The 14,138-nt window shown below is 68.3% G+C and carries 13 protein-coding genes and 3 pseudogenes; 9 read left to right on the forward strand and 7 right to left on the reverse strand.

Features of this window, described 5'->3' with window-relative positions; all coding sequences use genetic code 11:
* Nucleotides 1–123: 123 nt before the first annotated feature.
* From FB465_RS37515 to FB465_RS16400, 3 genes are all read right to left on the reverse strand, one after another.
* Nucleotides 124–246, reverse strand: coding sequence for a hypothetical protein (locus FB465_RS37515; protein ID WP_281292345.1), 123 nt, complete (start codon nucleotides 244–246; stop codon nucleotides 124–126).
* Nucleotides 247–442: 196 nt separating this feature from the next.
* Nucleotides 443–1,339, reverse strand: coding sequence for a hypothetical protein (locus tag FB465_RS16395; RefSeq protein ID WP_145791474.1), 897 nt, complete (start codon nucleotides 1,337–1,339; stop codon nucleotides 443–445).
* Between the two features lie 503 nt (nucleotides 1,340–1,842).
* Nucleotides 1,843–2,400 (reverse strand): FtsX-like permease family protein, encoded by a 558-nt coding sequence (locus FB465_RS16400; protein WP_145791476.1) that lies wholly within the window; start codon nucleotides 2,398–2,400, stop codon nucleotides 1,843–1,845.
* A 533-nt stretch (nucleotides 2,401–2,933) separates the two neighbouring features.
* Here FB465_RS16400 and FB465_RS37520 point away from each other — a divergent pair.
* The 3 genes from FB465_RS37520 to FB465_RS16415 all read left to right on the forward strand — a co-directional run bounded on the left by FB465_RS37520 (nucleotide 2,934) and on the right by FB465_RS16415 (nucleotide 5,255).
* Complete coding sequence (locus FB465_RS37520; RefSeq protein ID WP_281292346.1) at nucleotides 2,934–3,068, forward strand: hypothetical protein; 135 nt, start codon at nucleotides 2,934–2,936, stop codon at nucleotides 3,066–3,068.
* 206 nt (nucleotides 3,069–3,274) lie between these two features.
* Nucleotides 3,275–3,682, forward strand: coding sequence for an effector-associated constant component EACC1 (locus FB465_RS16410; protein WP_145791479.1), 408 nt, complete (start codon nucleotides 3,275–3,277; stop codon nucleotides 3,680–3,682).
* Nucleotides 3,675–5,255: a caspase family protein gene (locus FB465_RS16415; RefSeq protein ID WP_145791481.1), complete on the forward strand. Its 1,581-nt coding sequence runs from the start codon at nucleotides 3,675–3,677 to the stop codon at nucleotides 5,253–5,255. Before FB465_RS16410 ends, FB465_RS16415 begins: the two co-directional genes overlap by 8 nt.
* A 121-nt stretch (nucleotides 5,256–5,376) precedes the next feature.
* On the opposite strand, the gene FB465_RS16420 is transcribed toward FB465_RS16415, so the two are convergent.
* Together FB465_RS16420 and FB465_RS36305 are read right to left on the reverse strand one after the other, a co-directional pair.
* Nucleotides 5,377–6,117, reverse strand: a complete 741-nt coding sequence (locus tag FB465_RS16420) for a TIGR02391 family protein (RefSeq protein WP_145791483.1) — start codon at nucleotides 6,115–6,117, stop codon at nucleotides 5,377–5,379.
* 56 nt (nucleotides 6,118–6,173) lie between these two features.
* A pseudogene (locus tag FB465_RS36305) lies at nucleotides 6,174–6,281 on the reverse strand (N-acetyltransferase family protein); the annotation flags it as partial.
* Between the two features lie 2 nt (nucleotides 6,282–6,283).
* Between FB465_RS36305 and FB465_RS36975 the strand changes: the two are divergent.
* A pseudogene (locus FB465_RS36975) lies at nucleotides 6,284–6,661 on the forward strand (flavoprotein); the annotation flags it as partial.
* Nucleotides 6,662–6,934: 273 nt separating this feature from the next.
* On the opposite strand, the gene FB465_RS16430 reads toward FB465_RS36975, so the two are convergent.
* Nucleotides 6,935–7,666: a hypothetical protein gene (locus FB465_RS16430; RefSeq protein WP_145791488.1), complete on the reverse strand. Its 732-nt coding sequence runs from the start codon at nucleotides 7,664–7,666 to the stop codon at nucleotides 6,935–6,937.
* A gap of 27 nt (nucleotides 7,667–7,693) precedes the next feature.
* Here FB465_RS16430 and FB465_RS36980 point away from each other — a divergent pair.
* From FB465_RS36980 to FB465_RS16440, 3 genes and pseudogenes are all read left to right on the forward strand, one after another.
* A pseudogene (locus tag FB465_RS36980) lies at nucleotides 7,694–7,777 on the forward strand (hypothetical protein); the annotation flags it as partial.
* Nucleotides 7,778–8,177: 400 nt separating this feature from the next.
* Nucleotides 8,178–8,546: a response regulator transcription factor gene (locus FB465_RS36985; RefSeq protein WP_246192681.1), complete on the forward strand. Its 369-nt coding sequence runs from the start codon at nucleotides 8,178–8,180 to the stop codon at nucleotides 8,544–8,546.
* Nucleotides 8,547–8,725: 179 nt separating this feature from the next.
* Nucleotides 8,726–10,483, forward strand: coding sequence for an RICIN domain-containing protein (locus FB465_RS16440; RefSeq protein WP_246192682.1), 1,758 nt, complete (start codon nucleotides 8,726–8,728; stop codon nucleotides 10,481–10,483).
* 436 nt (nucleotides 10,484–10,919) lie between these two features.
* Here FB465_RS16440 and FB465_RS16445 read toward each other — a convergent pair whose 3' ends face one another.
* Complete coding sequence (locus tag FB465_RS16445; protein ID WP_145791492.1) at nucleotides 10,920–11,351, reverse strand: ester cyclase; 432 nt, start codon at nucleotides 11,349–11,351, stop codon at nucleotides 10,920–10,922.
* 242 nt (nucleotides 11,352–11,593) lie between these two features.
* On the opposite strand from FB465_RS16445, the gene FB465_RS16450 reads away from it, so the two are divergent.
* Both FB465_RS16450 and FB465_RS16455 read left to right on the forward strand, forming a co-directional pair.
* On the forward strand, nucleotides 11,594–12,574 hold the full coding sequence (locus tag FB465_RS16450) for an SMP-30/gluconolactonase/LRE family protein (protein WP_246192683.1): 981 nt from the start codon (nucleotides 11,594–11,596) through the stop codon (nucleotides 12,572–12,574).
* Between the two features lie 353 nt (nucleotides 12,575–12,927).
* On the forward strand, nucleotides 12,928–14,109 hold the full coding sequence (locus FB465_RS16455; RefSeq protein ID WP_145791496.1) for a TIGR03118 family protein: 1,182 nt from the start codon (nucleotides 12,928–12,930) through the stop codon (nucleotides 14,107–14,109).
* Nucleotides 14,110–14,138 lie beyond the last annotated feature (29 nt).

Raw genomic sequence — 14,138 nt, forward strand, 5'->3', positions numbered from 1 at the left:
CGTGTTGGAGGCAACCCCTCACGAGTTCGAATCTCGTATCCTCCGCCCCGCCCACCAGGGCAAACGAGGGCCCCGACCGCTCAGCGGTCGGGGCCCTCGTCGTCCGCAGTCTCATCTGTAGTCTCAACCGGCCTTTGCAAGGGGCTGCAAGTCGTCCCCGGCGGCATCCCCGGCGACGTCCTCGGCCACCTCCCGGATGAGGCTGCCCAGGCGCTCTGCGACGTCCTTGAGGATGTCCGACGTCACGCGCTGGCACCTGGCGGCCATCGCGGCAGACGACCAACCCATTACGCGGGGCGTTCCGCCGCTGTTTCGCCGGCCTGCAGTCCGCGGGTGCGGGCGAGAGCGGCCAGCGGCCGTCATCGCTCACCGAGCGCCCCGACCCGCGCGGCTGGACCCACCGGGCGTAGGAAGAGCAGAAGCCCGCCGCAAGCGCGACCGGCTATTCGGCCCCGAGCCGGGCCATCAGGTCGCCGGCCTCCTGGGTGAGGGCGACCGGCAGATCGGCGCCACCGTGGGTGGCGACCTCAACGAAGCCGCCCTCGAACCACCAGAACACCGAGTGGGTCAGCGCGCCCGGAGACTCCGCGAACCCGGCGGCGGCAAAGCGGGCCATGCCGTGCAGCGAGGGGAGCACGCCCAGGTCACGGACGACGTGGAAGGCGAGTGCGTGCCGGTGCGGCAACGCGACCAGGATTCCGTGCGGCGACGGCAGCTCCTCGGTGTAGCGGCCCACAACCTCGTCGAGGATCAGGGCAAGACTCGCGATGAAGTACGAATCGCCCGTAAGGACGTCGAATCGGGTGCCGTTGTCGCCCGTGAGCACCTCGTGCCGGTCAACGTGCACGGCACGGAGGTTCTGGAACGCGCGCTCCCACAGGACCGCCTGGTCGCCCAACTCGGCGAGGGAGTCCTCGGCCAGCAGGTCCACGGTCTCCGGTAGGTCGAGCGCGAGCACGTCCAGCAGTCCCGGAACCGATCGGGGACCGTACCCGAAGGCCTTCAGGCTCGCGGGATCGCTGGTCACCAGGCGGGGGTGGATCCGGGCCAGGAGCTCTTCGCGCGACAGGGCCTGGGGAGTCTGCTGGTCGACCACCGATCGGACGACCCGGGCGACGTGTTCATTCACCAGGGCCGGCCAGGACCCGGGGGCACGGCTGTCGTTGTGGCACACCGCAGCCAGGTTGGCGAGGTTGAAGCGCCACCCCGTACCCGCTGTCGCGCTCCCCGGTCCGACGGTCACGTCGAGGCTGTGCTCCGCGAAGGCCGCGTGGACGAGGGCACGCAGCCGGGTGGCCTCCGCCACCGACAGCAGCGTCAACGCCCCGTCGCGCGGCATGTCCGCCCCGCCCCGTCGTTCTCTGCGCCGAAAAATCCCCACCGTGTCCCCCAGTCGTCGAGAATCCGGATCATAGCGGCGATCGGGCCAGCTACCGGGGCAGTCAGGTCCTGTCCGGAAGAAGGCCCCTGGGCTGGACGGCCAGTTGACCTGGTTGCAGTTTTGGTTGCATTCACCCCCGTACGGCGGCGTCCAATGCTGGGCGAGCCAGCCGCTCCGCCGCAGTTCAGGACGGCCACGCCCACCCCCGAACACCCGGATGAACAGTTGGAAAGCGTGTTGGGGGCAACCCCTCACGAGTTCGAATCTCGTATCCTCCGCCTCGCCTGAACAGGCAAAACGATGGCCCGGACCGCTCAGCGGTCCGGGCCATCGTCGTCTCGTGGTTGCAGTTGAGCTCTGGCGCCTCCGGCTTCGGCGGTGTGGCGATCGGTGATCCGATCGCCACACCGCCGAAGCCGCTCGCTCGGCCCGAGGCCGGTCCGGCGGCCCGCAGCCGTTGGCTATGAGGTGCTCCGGCCACGCGCTCCTTCCCGGGCTCGCGAAACGGTGACAGGTCGGATCAGGAAACCGACCGCACAGGCCGTGCCGATCACGGCGCACACGGCGACTCCGAGCGTGTCCCAGGAGACCACGACCGCAGTGTTCTTGGGCCAGAGTTGTGCGCCTGCCAACACGAATCCGGAGACAAGGCCGCACGCGAGCGACAGCGCGGTGATCACTGCAGCTTGAGTCGCGGACACGACGCGCTGGGTCGGGCCACCGAAGCCGATCACCCGAAGGAGGCGCAGTTGCGGCCGCAGCTCCTGGGCGGACGCGGAGACCGCGAGGAGTGTGACGATCAGCACCATGGCTCCCGCGAGCGTCATCATCACGTTCCAGCGAGCGGGGATCGGCGGTGTGTATGGCTTCTCGAAGCGCAGCGCGGTAGCGGGGATGCCGAGCGGTTCCAGAGCCTTGGCGAGACTGGATTCGACGCCGGACGGCAGCTCGTCGGATTCCGGAGTGGCCAGGTAAGTGGCGGTGACCGGGAACAGGCCGAGCGCGCGGGCGGTGCTCAACTGCAGATGCGACGGGGATGAGCTGAGTCAACGCTGGCCAGCGGTCGGCCACACAGAGGGATTGGTCCGGCACAATCCCGATGCGCCGCCGAACTCGCCGCGAAGCTCGCCGACAGTAACGGTGCCGCCAACGCCCGCGTCCTGTCCTTCCAAGCCGCCGGCGAGGCGGCCCACACCGCCGACGGGACCTGCACCCGCGTCCAGGCCCGCGAGTTCACCCCCGACAGGCCCACCGTCCAACCGGACGCCGTGTGGCCGCTGGATACCCACCCGGAGGCCCTGCGGGCGACGTTCGCCGACTTCGCGGACAAGCTGGCCGGCGACGGCTTCGCCTTCCTCCACTCCCGCATGCAGACCGGCGCTGTCGCGCCCCCTCCTGGTCACTGCCCCCGAAGACCGGGCCACCGGCGCGATCGGCCCTATGGAGACCATGCCCGACCCCACCGGCCGCACCCGCCTGCTGCCGCAGTACTTCGGCGCCCTGCCTGACCAGCTCGCCACACGGCCACGGCCGGGCCCTGTGGCGAGCGGCCATGCACTGGGGCCACATTCACGGCGCTAACTACCAACTCCTGCAGACCGAGACCGGCGGCCCCTCCGACACCGTCTGCCGGTCGGAGGGACTGACCGACCTCGGCCTCGTCCACACCGCCACCGTTGCCGTCTGACAGCGTCCACGGACACGCCCGACGTGTTCGGGGTGGCCTTCCGACAGAGAACCTGCCGATCCGAGCGCATCGCACGGCAAGGCACTACGTGCCGGCCCGCGGCCCTCAGCAACGCAACCCGAGTCCGATCCGATGAACTCCCCTCGTGAGCAACTCCCTTGTGGCACTCTGTCCGCACCTTGATTTGCCACACCCAGGGGGGCGGAATGAATCGAGCACGAGAATCAGTAGAGATCGGCCTGGTCTTCAGCGATCCGGACGGCGCGGAGACGACTGAACGCGAAATGGAGTCGCTGATCGAGGAACTCGACCAGCTCCCTCTGCTGCACATGGAACATACTCCGGCCCCGCCGGCACCCCACGGGACTCGTGCCGGTGACGTCACCGTCTACAGTTCCATTGTCCTGGGCCTGGCCGGAGCACCCGCCGTCCGGTCGCTGATTCTGCTGGTCCAGGACTGGCTGGCCCGTCGCACCTCGGGCGCGGTCACCCTCCGGATCGGCGACAGCGAGCTGGCCCTGGAAGCTGGATCGCCCGCCGAGCGCCGTCGGATCGTCGAAGCCTTCCTGGCACACCTCGCTTCCACCGGCCGCGCAGAGGACTCCGATGGCTAAGCGGGCCTTGGTGCTGGCCGCCGAGACATATGACGACTCCCGGTTCGCCCCTCTGCCCGGCGCGGCCTCCGACGCTGAGCAACTGCGCGATGTCCTCGGAGATCCGGCGATCGGCGGGTTCGAGGTGAACGTACTGTCCGACGCATCGACGCAGGAATGGAAGATAGCGATCGAGCTGTTTTTCAGCTCCGCCACCAGCGACGACACCCTGTTGTTGCACCTGTCCTGTCACGGGCGCAAGAACCGCCGCAATCAACTGCACTTCATCACCAAGGACAGCAAGTTCGACGCGCTGGCCGCGACCTCGGTCGAAGCGGACTTCATCGCCGCCCGCATGGAAGAGAGCCGCAGCCGACGCATCATCCTGCTGCTCGACTGCTGCTACAGCGGAGCGTTCAACAAGGGAATGCGTACCCGCGGCGACCAGGAGGAGGTCGAACTCAAGGGGACCTTCGAGGGCAGCGGCCGGATCGTCATCACCTCCTCCACCTCCCTCCAGTACAGCTACGAGACCGCACCCGAGGACGACCTCGCCAGTAGACAAGAAGGCCAGGCATCGGTGTTCACATCCGCAGTCGTGCACGGTCTGCGGACCGGGGACGCGGACCTCGACGAGGACGGCTTCATCAGCGCCGACGAGCTGTATCGCTTCATCAGCCGCTGGGTACCCGAGCAGGTGTCGGGCCAGACACCGACGCTGAGTGTCACCTCGGCCGAGGGTGAGCGCTTCGAACTGGCCCGCAATCCGCGTGCTGCCGAGCTGGCCGATCGGGCCCTGCGCCGCGCAGTCGACGGCGACGGCGAACTGACTTCTCCCATCCATCAGCTGGCGCTCAAGCAAGCTGGCATCCGCGCGCAGGAATCGGAGGCCAAGGCAGCCGAGCTGAACGAGCAGATCGAGAAGGCGAAAGCAGAAGCGGCACGGAACAACACCGCCCGGGCCTGGACCTCCCGGCAGCTGTCGCGGAGCCTGGGTCTGCTGTTCTCGATCATCGGAGGGGTGGCCGGCATGTGGACGGCCTCGTTCTGGATGAGCGGCTTCACCCTGCCCAGCGGCGGCGGGAAGTTCCTGGCGCTGGCGATCTGCGCCGTGGCCCTCTACGTCTCCTTCGTCGTCGTGATTCTCGCGACGATCACGGCGACGGCTTTCGTGGGAGCGGGCCTGGGCAGCCTGATCAAGGAGGAGGAACCATTCGCCTATGGCGAGCCGACCCGGCGAAAGGTCCTCTGGGGCATCCTGGTCGGCGCTACCGTGGCACTCGCGATCTTCGTGTTCGTCGCCGAGGTGATCTGGCTGGTGCCCGCCGCTCTCCGTCTTGGGGAATGGATCTCAGGTCAGGCGGGATTCCCCATCGGTCTCCCGACCGGCGGGGACGCCTTCCTGGTCGCGATGTCCGGGTCGGTCGGAGCGTACGTCGTCGCAGCCGTGACCCATGCACGCACGCCCAACGAGGAAGTCATCGAGGAGACCGGCCCCGGCTACCTCAGACGAGTCACGTACAAGAAGTTCGGTCCGTTCCGCTGGACGGAGGAGTACAAGCAGAACGGTGGCTCCGACTTCGACTTCCTCTGACAGCCTCGGGCCTCGGTGGCTCGGACAGTGCAGTCTGCAGGCCGTGGTCTGCCGACTGCACTGGACCGTCACCCATCGCACCGGCAGAAGGTGACCGGTCCCGGGGTCCCCTGCGCTGGGATCAGCTGGCGAGGGTGGCTGTGTCCACCCAGCGGGCCAGGACGCTGAACGCGGCCAGCTGCTCGAGGGCCTCGTGCTCCGGCAGTTCCGAGAGTTCGGCCTCGTGACTGTTCGGGTTGCGGATCGCAGCGAAGCAGCCCTCCGCGAACGAGGCGACACCGCGCTGCACACTGCCGAAGGTCTTGCTGCCGTCATCGGGCACCGCGTGCAGCCGGGGGCGGCCGGGCCTGGGCTCATCCACCGAAAAGACCTCCTTGAACAGGGCGCTCTCGGTTACGTCGCGGCGACCGACCTTGTTCTGGGTCTCGGCGTTTACCTTTCGGGCCGCGGCGGTGACCGCCTCGCGGAAGTGACCGCTCTGCCACAGCGACCGGGCACCCTCCCACGCCCAGGGATGCAGGGTCGCCGCGCTCAACTGCGGCGCGTGATCGCCGAGCTTCTCCCGCACCTCGGCCTCCCGATCGAGCACGACCATCGCCCTCTGCACCGCTTCGCGGTGCTGCACCCAGCGGTTCACCGTCCTGTTCTGGCTGTCCGGAATCTCACTGCGCCAGCGGGGCAGCACACGGTCGAGGATCTGTTCCACCACCTGTGCGCTGGCCATGATCTCCGCCGCAGGACCGCGATTGGACAGTCGACTGCTGACCACAGTCATGCCGGGCGGGTCCGCCCGGTGGTAGAGCTCGGTCAGGGTGAGGAAGTTGGTGAACTCCTGGCGCGCCCAGGCGGTGTCGATGGCCATCACAGCATGCTGCATCGTTGCGGTGACAGCGTGCCAGCGCTTTACGGCGACCCAGGCTCAGTGGAGTCGATCAGCGCCGCCAGCAGCGCACTCAGGACGCCCCGACCTCGGTAGTCGGGGCGGACGTAGACGGAATGCTCGACCACTCCAGCGTAGGTGGGGCGGGCGGGAGACTGCGCTGACCGCGCCAGCCCCACTGATCGACCCCAAACTCCTGTGGCACTGTCTACCCCCACTGCGCGGCCGAACTCTCTCACTCGGAGAAGGGCGTCTACCTCATCGGCATGAAGTCATACGGCCGCGCCCCGACTTTCCTCGCACTGACCAGCTACGAGCAGGTTCGCTCGGTGGCCGCCGCCCTGGCAGGCGACCACGAGCCGCCACCCGCGTCGAACTCACCCCTCCCGAGACCGGCGTCTGCGGCGGCATCGGCCGCTAGGACCAGCCAGACACCGCCCAGAGTGACGGCGGCTGCTGCTCGGTTCCGGCCGTACCGGAGCTCATCACCCTCGGTTCCCTCGCCACCGGCGGCTCCTGCTCCGCCCGGCCAGGACTCACCGCCGTGGTCTCAGTTTTGGTCTCATTCACCCCCGTCCAGCCAGGTTCAGACGCCGCCGGGCCGTTCGCTCCGTTGCAGGTCAAGACGGGGATGAACCTAGGGGGACAGGGCTCATGAGAATTGGAAAGCGTGTTGGGGGCAACCCCTCACGAGTTCGAATCTCGTATCCTCCGCCTTCACGAAGGCCCGGACCGCATCACGCGGCCCGGGCCTTCGTCGTGTCGGAGGCGAACCGCCGGGGTGCTTCCGGCGATTCCGTCAGGCGGGGTGCCTGCGGATCCGCCGGAAGGCGAGGGCGGCCAGGAGCGACGTCAGGGTGGCGAAGAACGCGGTCTCCAGGAACTGGAAGGTCCAGTAGCGGTCGGCCGGCTGTTCGGCGATCTCGACGTGGACGTTGCCCTTGGCGAGGCAGACGGGCAGTTCGGAGAGCGAGCTGTGGTCCATGCAGTCCTGGAACCAGGGAGTGTGGCCGACCTCCTTGCCGGAGGAGTCGAGGATGGCGCCGGTCTCCACGACCCAGGGGCCGCCGGGGATGCGCAGGCCGCCGATGTCGCCGTAGGTGCTGATCTTGGTGAGGCGGCCGATCAGCTCGGCGGTGAGCGGAACCGAGGTGCGGGTCGGTGCCTGGTAGTGGGGGCGGATCAGGGCGGGGACGACGATCTGGAGGACAGCGAAGATCGCGAGGGTGGCGGCCATGGCCGGGACGACGCGGCGCAGGACCAGGCCCAGGGTGGCGCCGAGGACGAAGGAAAAGGCCGCGCAGCCGAGCGGGGCGAGGTTGCGGGAAGCGAAGAGCACTGGTTCGAAGCGGTTGTTGAGGACGGTGGTGATCGGGCCGGTCGCCCAGGTCAGCAGCAGGCTGTACAGGCCGAGGTCTGGATCCTCGCACTCGGTGCCGGGCTCGGCCTGCGCTTCCTGGATCACCGACGCCGCGCGACCACCGAGGCGGTTCGTCAGGAGGAACGTCTCGCCCTGGTAAGGGAGTTGCATGACGTAGTCGCCCACCACATCACCGGCATGGTCGTCCAGACGCAGGCCGCTCGGATCGTGGCCAGGCGTCGGCCCGAGAATCTGGACACCACCCTCGCCGGTATCGAGGAGGCCGGCGGCGAAGCGCTTGCCGCGATGCGCCGGGTGGTCGGCCTGCTGCGCGACACCGACGACGTCGCCACCACGGCCCCCACGGCACGCGGCCCGGAGCAACTGGCCGAACTGGTCCGGCGGTTCGATGGACACGGCCCCGGAATCACGGACCCGCTCCGGGTGGTCATCGTCACCACCTTCGACCTGGACGAGTACGTCCACGGCGCACTGCACGCCGGGGCGGTCGGATTCGTCCTCAAGGGCGCCGCCCCCGCACTGCTCGTCGAAGCCGTCCGCGCCGCGCACGCCGGGGACGCCCTGATCTCCCCGTCACCCTGCGACTGCTCCGCAACCTCGCCCCCACCCTGCGACATCCGTCGCCCGGCCCGCCCAGCCGCTCTCGGCCCGCGAGACGGAGGTGATCCGGGCCATCGCTCGAGGTCGCACCAACCAGGAGATCGCCGTCTCCCTCTTCATCACCGTGAGCACTGTCAAGAGCCACCTGGCGACCATCCAGAACAAACTCGGCGTCGCAACCGCGTCGAGATCGCCGCCTGGGCCTGGGAGAGCCGCCTCATGGACTCCGCCGGGGGAGGCGCCTGAGGCCATGCCGTGGTCTCAGAGGGCGGTAAGTGACGTGGCGTCCGTTTCGCGGTTTCAGTTGGGGTGGGTGGGCTGGTCGCGAACTCGCCGGCCGCCGCCCCCGCCCGACGACGTGATCGCCAGCCGGCGCGCGGTGCCCGAAAAAAATCTTCGCGGTCCGGGGCAACCTTTCCGGGGGCGGTGACAACTGGGTGGTGTCCGGACAGGCGGTCTGGTCAGAGGCAACGGCTGAAGGAGAGCATCGACATGTTCCCTCGCCCATCCACGTCGTCGGAGGCGTCGCCCGGCGGCCGCGCCCGCCGTGGTCGCGCGTCGTTCCGCTCGGCCGTTCTGGGCCGGCGGCAGACGCATCGTGGCCGTCGGTTGTACCAGCGTCGGAGTTTCTGGGCGGCCGTCGGCCTGGCGGTCGTGGGCAGCTCCGTGGTCGTGGTCAACACGGCCTCAGCGGGAACGGTGGACACGAACGCCTGGTACGTGCTGGTCAACCGCAACAGCGGCGAGGTGCTGGACGCCCTCGGCTACGCCACGTACGACGGTGCTTCGCTGGTGCAGTGGAGCCGTAACGGCGGGACCAATCAGCAGTGGAAGTTCATCGACTCGGGTGACGGGAACTACCGGCTGCAGAACCGGAACTCCGGCAAGGTGCTGGACGACTACAACTGGTCGAAGACCGAGGGCTCCGAGCTGGTGCAGTGGCGCGACCTGAACGGCGCCAACCAGCAGTTCCACGTGGAGAAGTCGTCGGACGGCTACGTGCGTCTGACCAACCGCTTCAGTGGCATGGCCGTTGAGGTCCCGGGCGGCTCCAAGGCCGACGGGGGCCGCATCGCCCAGTACCACGACTGGAACGGCGCCCAGCAGCAGTGGCAGCTCGTCCCGGCCGGTACCGTCAGCGGCACCGGGAACGCGGGGAGCTCCGGCAGCAGCGCCACGCCCACCACGCCCACCACGCCGGGCGGCAGCGTTCCGGCGAGCCAGACGCCTAGCGGTACCCGCCCGGCGTCGGCGCCGCCGGCGTCTCCGACCGCCGCCGGCGGCAGCTCGGCGAAGCGTTTCATGGGCAGTAACACGGTGCTCGTCGGCGGCATGATGGAGGACGCCTCGGCGAACGCCGCGCCGTTCGACGTACGGTACGCCTACGTGCACAGCCAGCCCGCGCCCTCGTCGGACTACTACTCGGCATCGCTCTGCAAGGCCGCGTGGTCGAGCTGGTGGGGCTGCTGGAGCGGCGAGACCACGGCACCCGGCTTCTACGTGACCTGGAACGACGACCACGTGGCCAAGGCGACGTACCAGGGCAAGCCGCGCCCGCAGAAGTTCTTCTGGACCTGGTACTCGCTGCGCGACCTCGGAGATCTGGCGGGCCAGGGCGACGGTCCGGGCGAGGTCATCGCCATCAACAGGACCGACCTGCTCACCCGCTACATGAACGACTACCGCTTCTTCCTCCAGAAGATCGGCAACTCGCAGGACGTGATCGACATCGAGCCCGACTTCTGGGGTTACGTCCGGTCGCTCGGCAATCCGCACCAGGTCGCCGCGCAGGTCAAGGCCGCGAATCCGACGGACTGCGGATCGCAGGAGAACAGCGCCGTCGGCCTGGCCCAGTGCCTGATAGCGATGGCACACAAGTACGCGCCGAACACGGGCGCCGGGTTCCACCTCACCTGCTGGGACTGGCAGAGCAACATGCAGGCATGCGTCAAGGACTACTCGGACCTCGGGGCGAAGAACGCCGACTTCCTGGTCGCCGATGTGGTGGACCGCGACGCGGCCTGGTACGCGCTGCCGGCGAACGGCGGCCGTGACACCTTCTGGAACGACCAGAAGGCCACTGCCGCGCTGGGGTGGTACAAGACGATGGCCGAGTCGGTGGGCAAGCCGGTGGTCCTGTGGCAGATCCCCCTGGGCAACATGGCGCAGAACAACACCCGCAACCACTACAAGGACGACAAGGTCGACTGGCTCCTCTCGCACATGGACCAGGTGGCGAACGCGCACGTCGCCGCCCTCCTGTTCGGCGCGGGGCAGCAGGAACAGACCGCGGTCGAGTCCGACGGCGGAAACCTGATCAACAAGACGATCGCGTACCACAACTCGGGCGGCACGCCGCTCAAGTAGCCACACGCAGCCGGTCGGCCCACCCTTCGACGGGGCCGCGTTCATCCCCCCGTCGTCCCGCCGAGCACTTCTCGGCCGGTGCCGACCGGCTGCCGCCGCCCGCGGGCGGCGGCCGTAGCGCGCCGGCCAGGCGCCGGCAATCTCGGCTCATGGCGCGAAAGCGGGAATCGGGCGCACAAAAAGCAAGCCCCAGGCCTCTGGCCTGGGGCTTGACCCATCTTTGGGCCTTCGGGCCGAAAATGACCTCCGACCTGCGGCGACACCGGATCGCGCGGATTCTTCACCACCGTCCGGCTAGGTTCAACCACTCCCCGGCGCTCCGCTCGACCGCAGATCGGAACGTGTGCGGACGTCGCTGAACGGGGTTCGGGAGAATTGGAAAGCGTGTTGGGGGCAACCCCTCACGAGTTCGAATCTCGTATCCTCCGAACGGCGGCTATTCCGGTTGACCGCCGAGGGGTGGGAGCACCCCGAGTTGCTGCAGAAGGCGGAGGTTGTCCTTGTCCGACCACTTCTCGGCGAGTCGACCATTCTCGATGCGGTGAATCACCGTGGCTGTCATCTCCATCCGGTTGCCAGTGGCGGGGATCCCCGGGAGGTCGCCCTCGTGCCTGCCTCGAGCTGTCAGCCGGGTGACCACCTTGTCGCCCTCGGCGATCTGGTCCTCGATCTCGTGTGTGCCGGGGGTGGCCTCCCAGAACAGACGGAACGCCTGCTTGAGGCCCTCGCGGCCTGGCTGGGAGGGGAACGGCGGAGGGGAGTGGTCGATGTAGTCCTCGGCCACCAGTTCGTCCATCGCGTCAAGGTTGCCTTCGTCGATCTCGCGATAGAAGCGGCGGACCAGACTCTTGTTGTCCTCGCTGGACACCAAACGCCTCCTTCCTGGGGCGACTGGGACGAACATGCGCCCGGGGCAAGCATCACCGGTCGATTCCGGTACCTGGCCCGGACACGCGAACCAACAGGCTGCGTGCACCCGCATGCCGCGTGAGCTGTCGTCGACTTGACCGGCCGAATGAGCAGGCTCCGCCCACGGGGTGATCTCGCCACAGCACCGCAGCCTGGTGCCGGATAGCCGGCCATCAGCCGTGCTCTGCTGAAGGCCCGACCGTGCATGATCAGCAGAGGAGAAATTCCTTGATCCGCGTATCCCGCACCGCGGGCCTCATCGTCGCTGCCGGCTTCGCTCTCGCCGTGGTCGGCTCGAGCCCGGCCGTCGCGGTCGCACCGCCGCTGTCGGAGCCCCGAATCGTCAAACATTTCGACCTGGCGGCCGGACAGACGCCGGAGAACATCGCCCTGGAGCCGGACGGCTCGGCGGACCTCACCTTCATCGGCAATCGGCAGATCGCCCATGTGACCCTGGACGGCGAGGTGCACATCCTGGCCACCTTGCCCGCTCCGGCGACCCAAGCCACCCCCATCGTGGGGTACCCGGCTGTCGCCGGCATCGTCCGGGTGCCGAGCGGGACCCTGTACTTCACCTATTCCACCGGAACCAGTGACCTGACCGGCATCTGGCGCCTGAAGCCCGGTGGCACCCCAGAGCGCATCGTGGCCCTGCCCACCGAAGCCCTGCTCAACGGACTGGCCCTGGACGAGCGCCATCATGTGCTCTATGCCACCGACTCGGCCGTGGGTGTCGTCCGACGCGTCCCGCTGAACGGCGAAGCCCCGACCGTGTGGGCCACCGGAAGCGAGCTCGAGCGCACCAACTTCATTGGCGCCAACGGCCTGAAGATCCATCACGGTGCCGTCTGGGTCAGCAACCTCGACAAGGGCACCCTGCTGCGCGTCCCGATCCGCGACGACGGATCCGCCGGGCCGATCGAGGTCAGGACCGAAGACCTCGTAGGGATCGACGACTTCACCTTCGTCGGGCACACCGACGACATCATCGCCGCCGTGAACTTTCAGCAGGAGGTCGTGTATGTGACCCCCGATGGTGCCCACACCACGGTGCTCGCCCGGGAGGACGGTGTGTCCAACCCGACAGCAGTGGCCCTGTGCGGGGACACCGTTTACGTCACCAGCGCGGCCTTCACCACGATGCATGATCCCAACCTGTTGCTCGCGAGGCTTCGGAGGTGATCCGAAGCGGCCCTGAGACGACATGAGCCTTGGCAAATCTGTTCGGGCCTTCGTCCAAGGGTGGGAGCAGGTCGTCGTCAGAACGGCCGAGCGCGCGAGCGTGTACCGCGAGCGCGAGATCGTCGGCTTCGAGAAGGCGTTCGGACGGCGCTGCGCGGACCGGACCTGCATCCTCGTGAGCGGCAGCCGACCGCGCCGGCACAGCAGTCCGCTACGCCGTCGCGTACGGCCAGTTGGGCGCGGCCTGATCGGTCGAGGCGGTGCGGCAGCGTCGCGTGTCGGCTGGCGTATGCGATTTACGGCACATCTGATGACCTCTACCGGTTTGTCCCACACGGAAGAGGAGCACCTCCATGGCACAGCAGGCATCGGTCCGTCGACGGTCACTCACCAAACGGCTGCTGGCGGCCGCGCTGACCCTGGGCACCGTCGGCGCCCTGTCGGCAGCCACGCCGCCAGGGCTGGTGGAGCCGCCGCGCAAGGCGGACCACGGGTTCCGGGAGACCGATCTCGTGTCCGACCTCGCGGGCCGGGCGCAGAAGCAGGACCCGAACCTGGTCAACCCCTGGGGTCTGGCACCGGCGAACACCGGAGAGGTTTGGGTCTCGGACAACGGTTCCGACAAGGCCACGACGTACGACGGGGCCGTGGACGGCCAGCCGGTCAACATCCTGCCGCGGGTGGTGTCGATCCCGGAGGGCGGCTCGCCCACCGGGGTCGTGCGTAGCGACACCGACGACTTCCGGTTCAGCGGCTTCGGCAAGAGCGGCGCCGCCCGGTTCCTCTTCGCCGGGGAGAACGGCGACCTCTTCGCATGGAGCCCCGACGTGTCCCCGACGGAGGCGGTCCGGGTCGCTCACGAGGACAGCGATGGTGAAACCGCCGTCTTCAAGGGCCTGGCGCTGGTACGCGCCGAGGGCGAGAAGGACGAGAAGGGCGAGGAGCGCGGCAAGGACGACAGGTGCGACGAGTCGCGAATCCTCGTCGCGAACTTCCGTGATGCGCGCATCGACGTCTTCGACACGAGCTTCAACCTCGTGCCGCCGTCCGCCGGCCGGTTCCAGGACCCGGAGCTCCCCAAGGGCTTCGCACCGTTCAACGTCAAGACGATCGGGTCGAAGGTCTTCGTGACCTACGCCCTGCAGAACGATGAGAAGAAGGACGACGTCCCGGGTGCCGGCAACGGCTTCATCGACGTGTACAGCGCGGAGGGAAAGCTGGTCCAGCGCTTCGCGAGCCGGGGCGAGCTCAACTCGCCCTGGGGCCTCGAAGTGGCTCCAAAGGGCTTCGGGAAGTTCTCCGGCGACCTGCTCGTCGGCAACTTCGGCGACGGCCACATCAACGCCTACGACGAGAAGACCGGACGCTTCGAAGGAACCCTGAAGGACCGCAACGGCAAGCCGATCGTGATCCCCGGGCTCTGGGGCCTGCTGCGCGGCACCGAGAAGTCCGGCGGCAAGGACTCCATCTGGTTCGCCGCGGGAATCGAGGAGGAGAACCACGGCCTGCTCGGGATCCTGCGCGCCGAGGACTGACACTGAGGATGTGACGTGGCTTCTCCGAC

The organism is Kitasatospora atroaurantiaca, from assembly GCF_007828955.1.
GTDB classification, from domain to species: Bacteria; Actinomycetota; Actinomycetes; order Streptomycetales; family Streptomycetaceae; genus Kitasatospora; species Kitasatospora atroaurantiaca.

Coding starts and splice junctions, on each gene's coding strand:
- FB465_RS16410 (WP_145791479.1), top strand. CDS start 3,275: ATGAATCGAGCACGAGAATCAGTAGAGATCGGCCTGGTCTTCAGCGAT.
- FB465_RS16455 (WP_145791496.1), top strand. CDS start 12,928: ATGGCACAGCAGGCATCGGTCCGTCGACGGTCACTCACCAAACGGCTG.
- FB465_RS16395 (WP_145791474.1), bottom strand. CDS start 1,339: ATGCCGCGCGACGGGGCGTTGACGCTGCTGTCGGTGGCGGAGGCCACC.
- FB465_RS16420 (WP_145791483.1), bottom strand. CDS start 6,117: ATGGCCATCGACACCGCCTGGGCGCGCCAGGAGTTCACCAACTTCCTC.
- FB465_RS16415 (WP_145791481.1), top strand. CDS start 3,675: ATGGCTAAGCGGGCCTTGGTGCTGGCCGCCGAGACATATGACGACTCC.
- FB465_RS37520 (WP_281292346.1), top strand. CDS start 2,934: ATGCACTGGGGCCACATTCACGGCGCTAACTACCAACTCCTGCAGACC.
- FB465_RS16430 (WP_145791488.1), bottom strand. CDS start 7,666: ATGCAACTCCCTTACCAGGGCGAGACGTTCCTCCTGACGAACCGCCTC.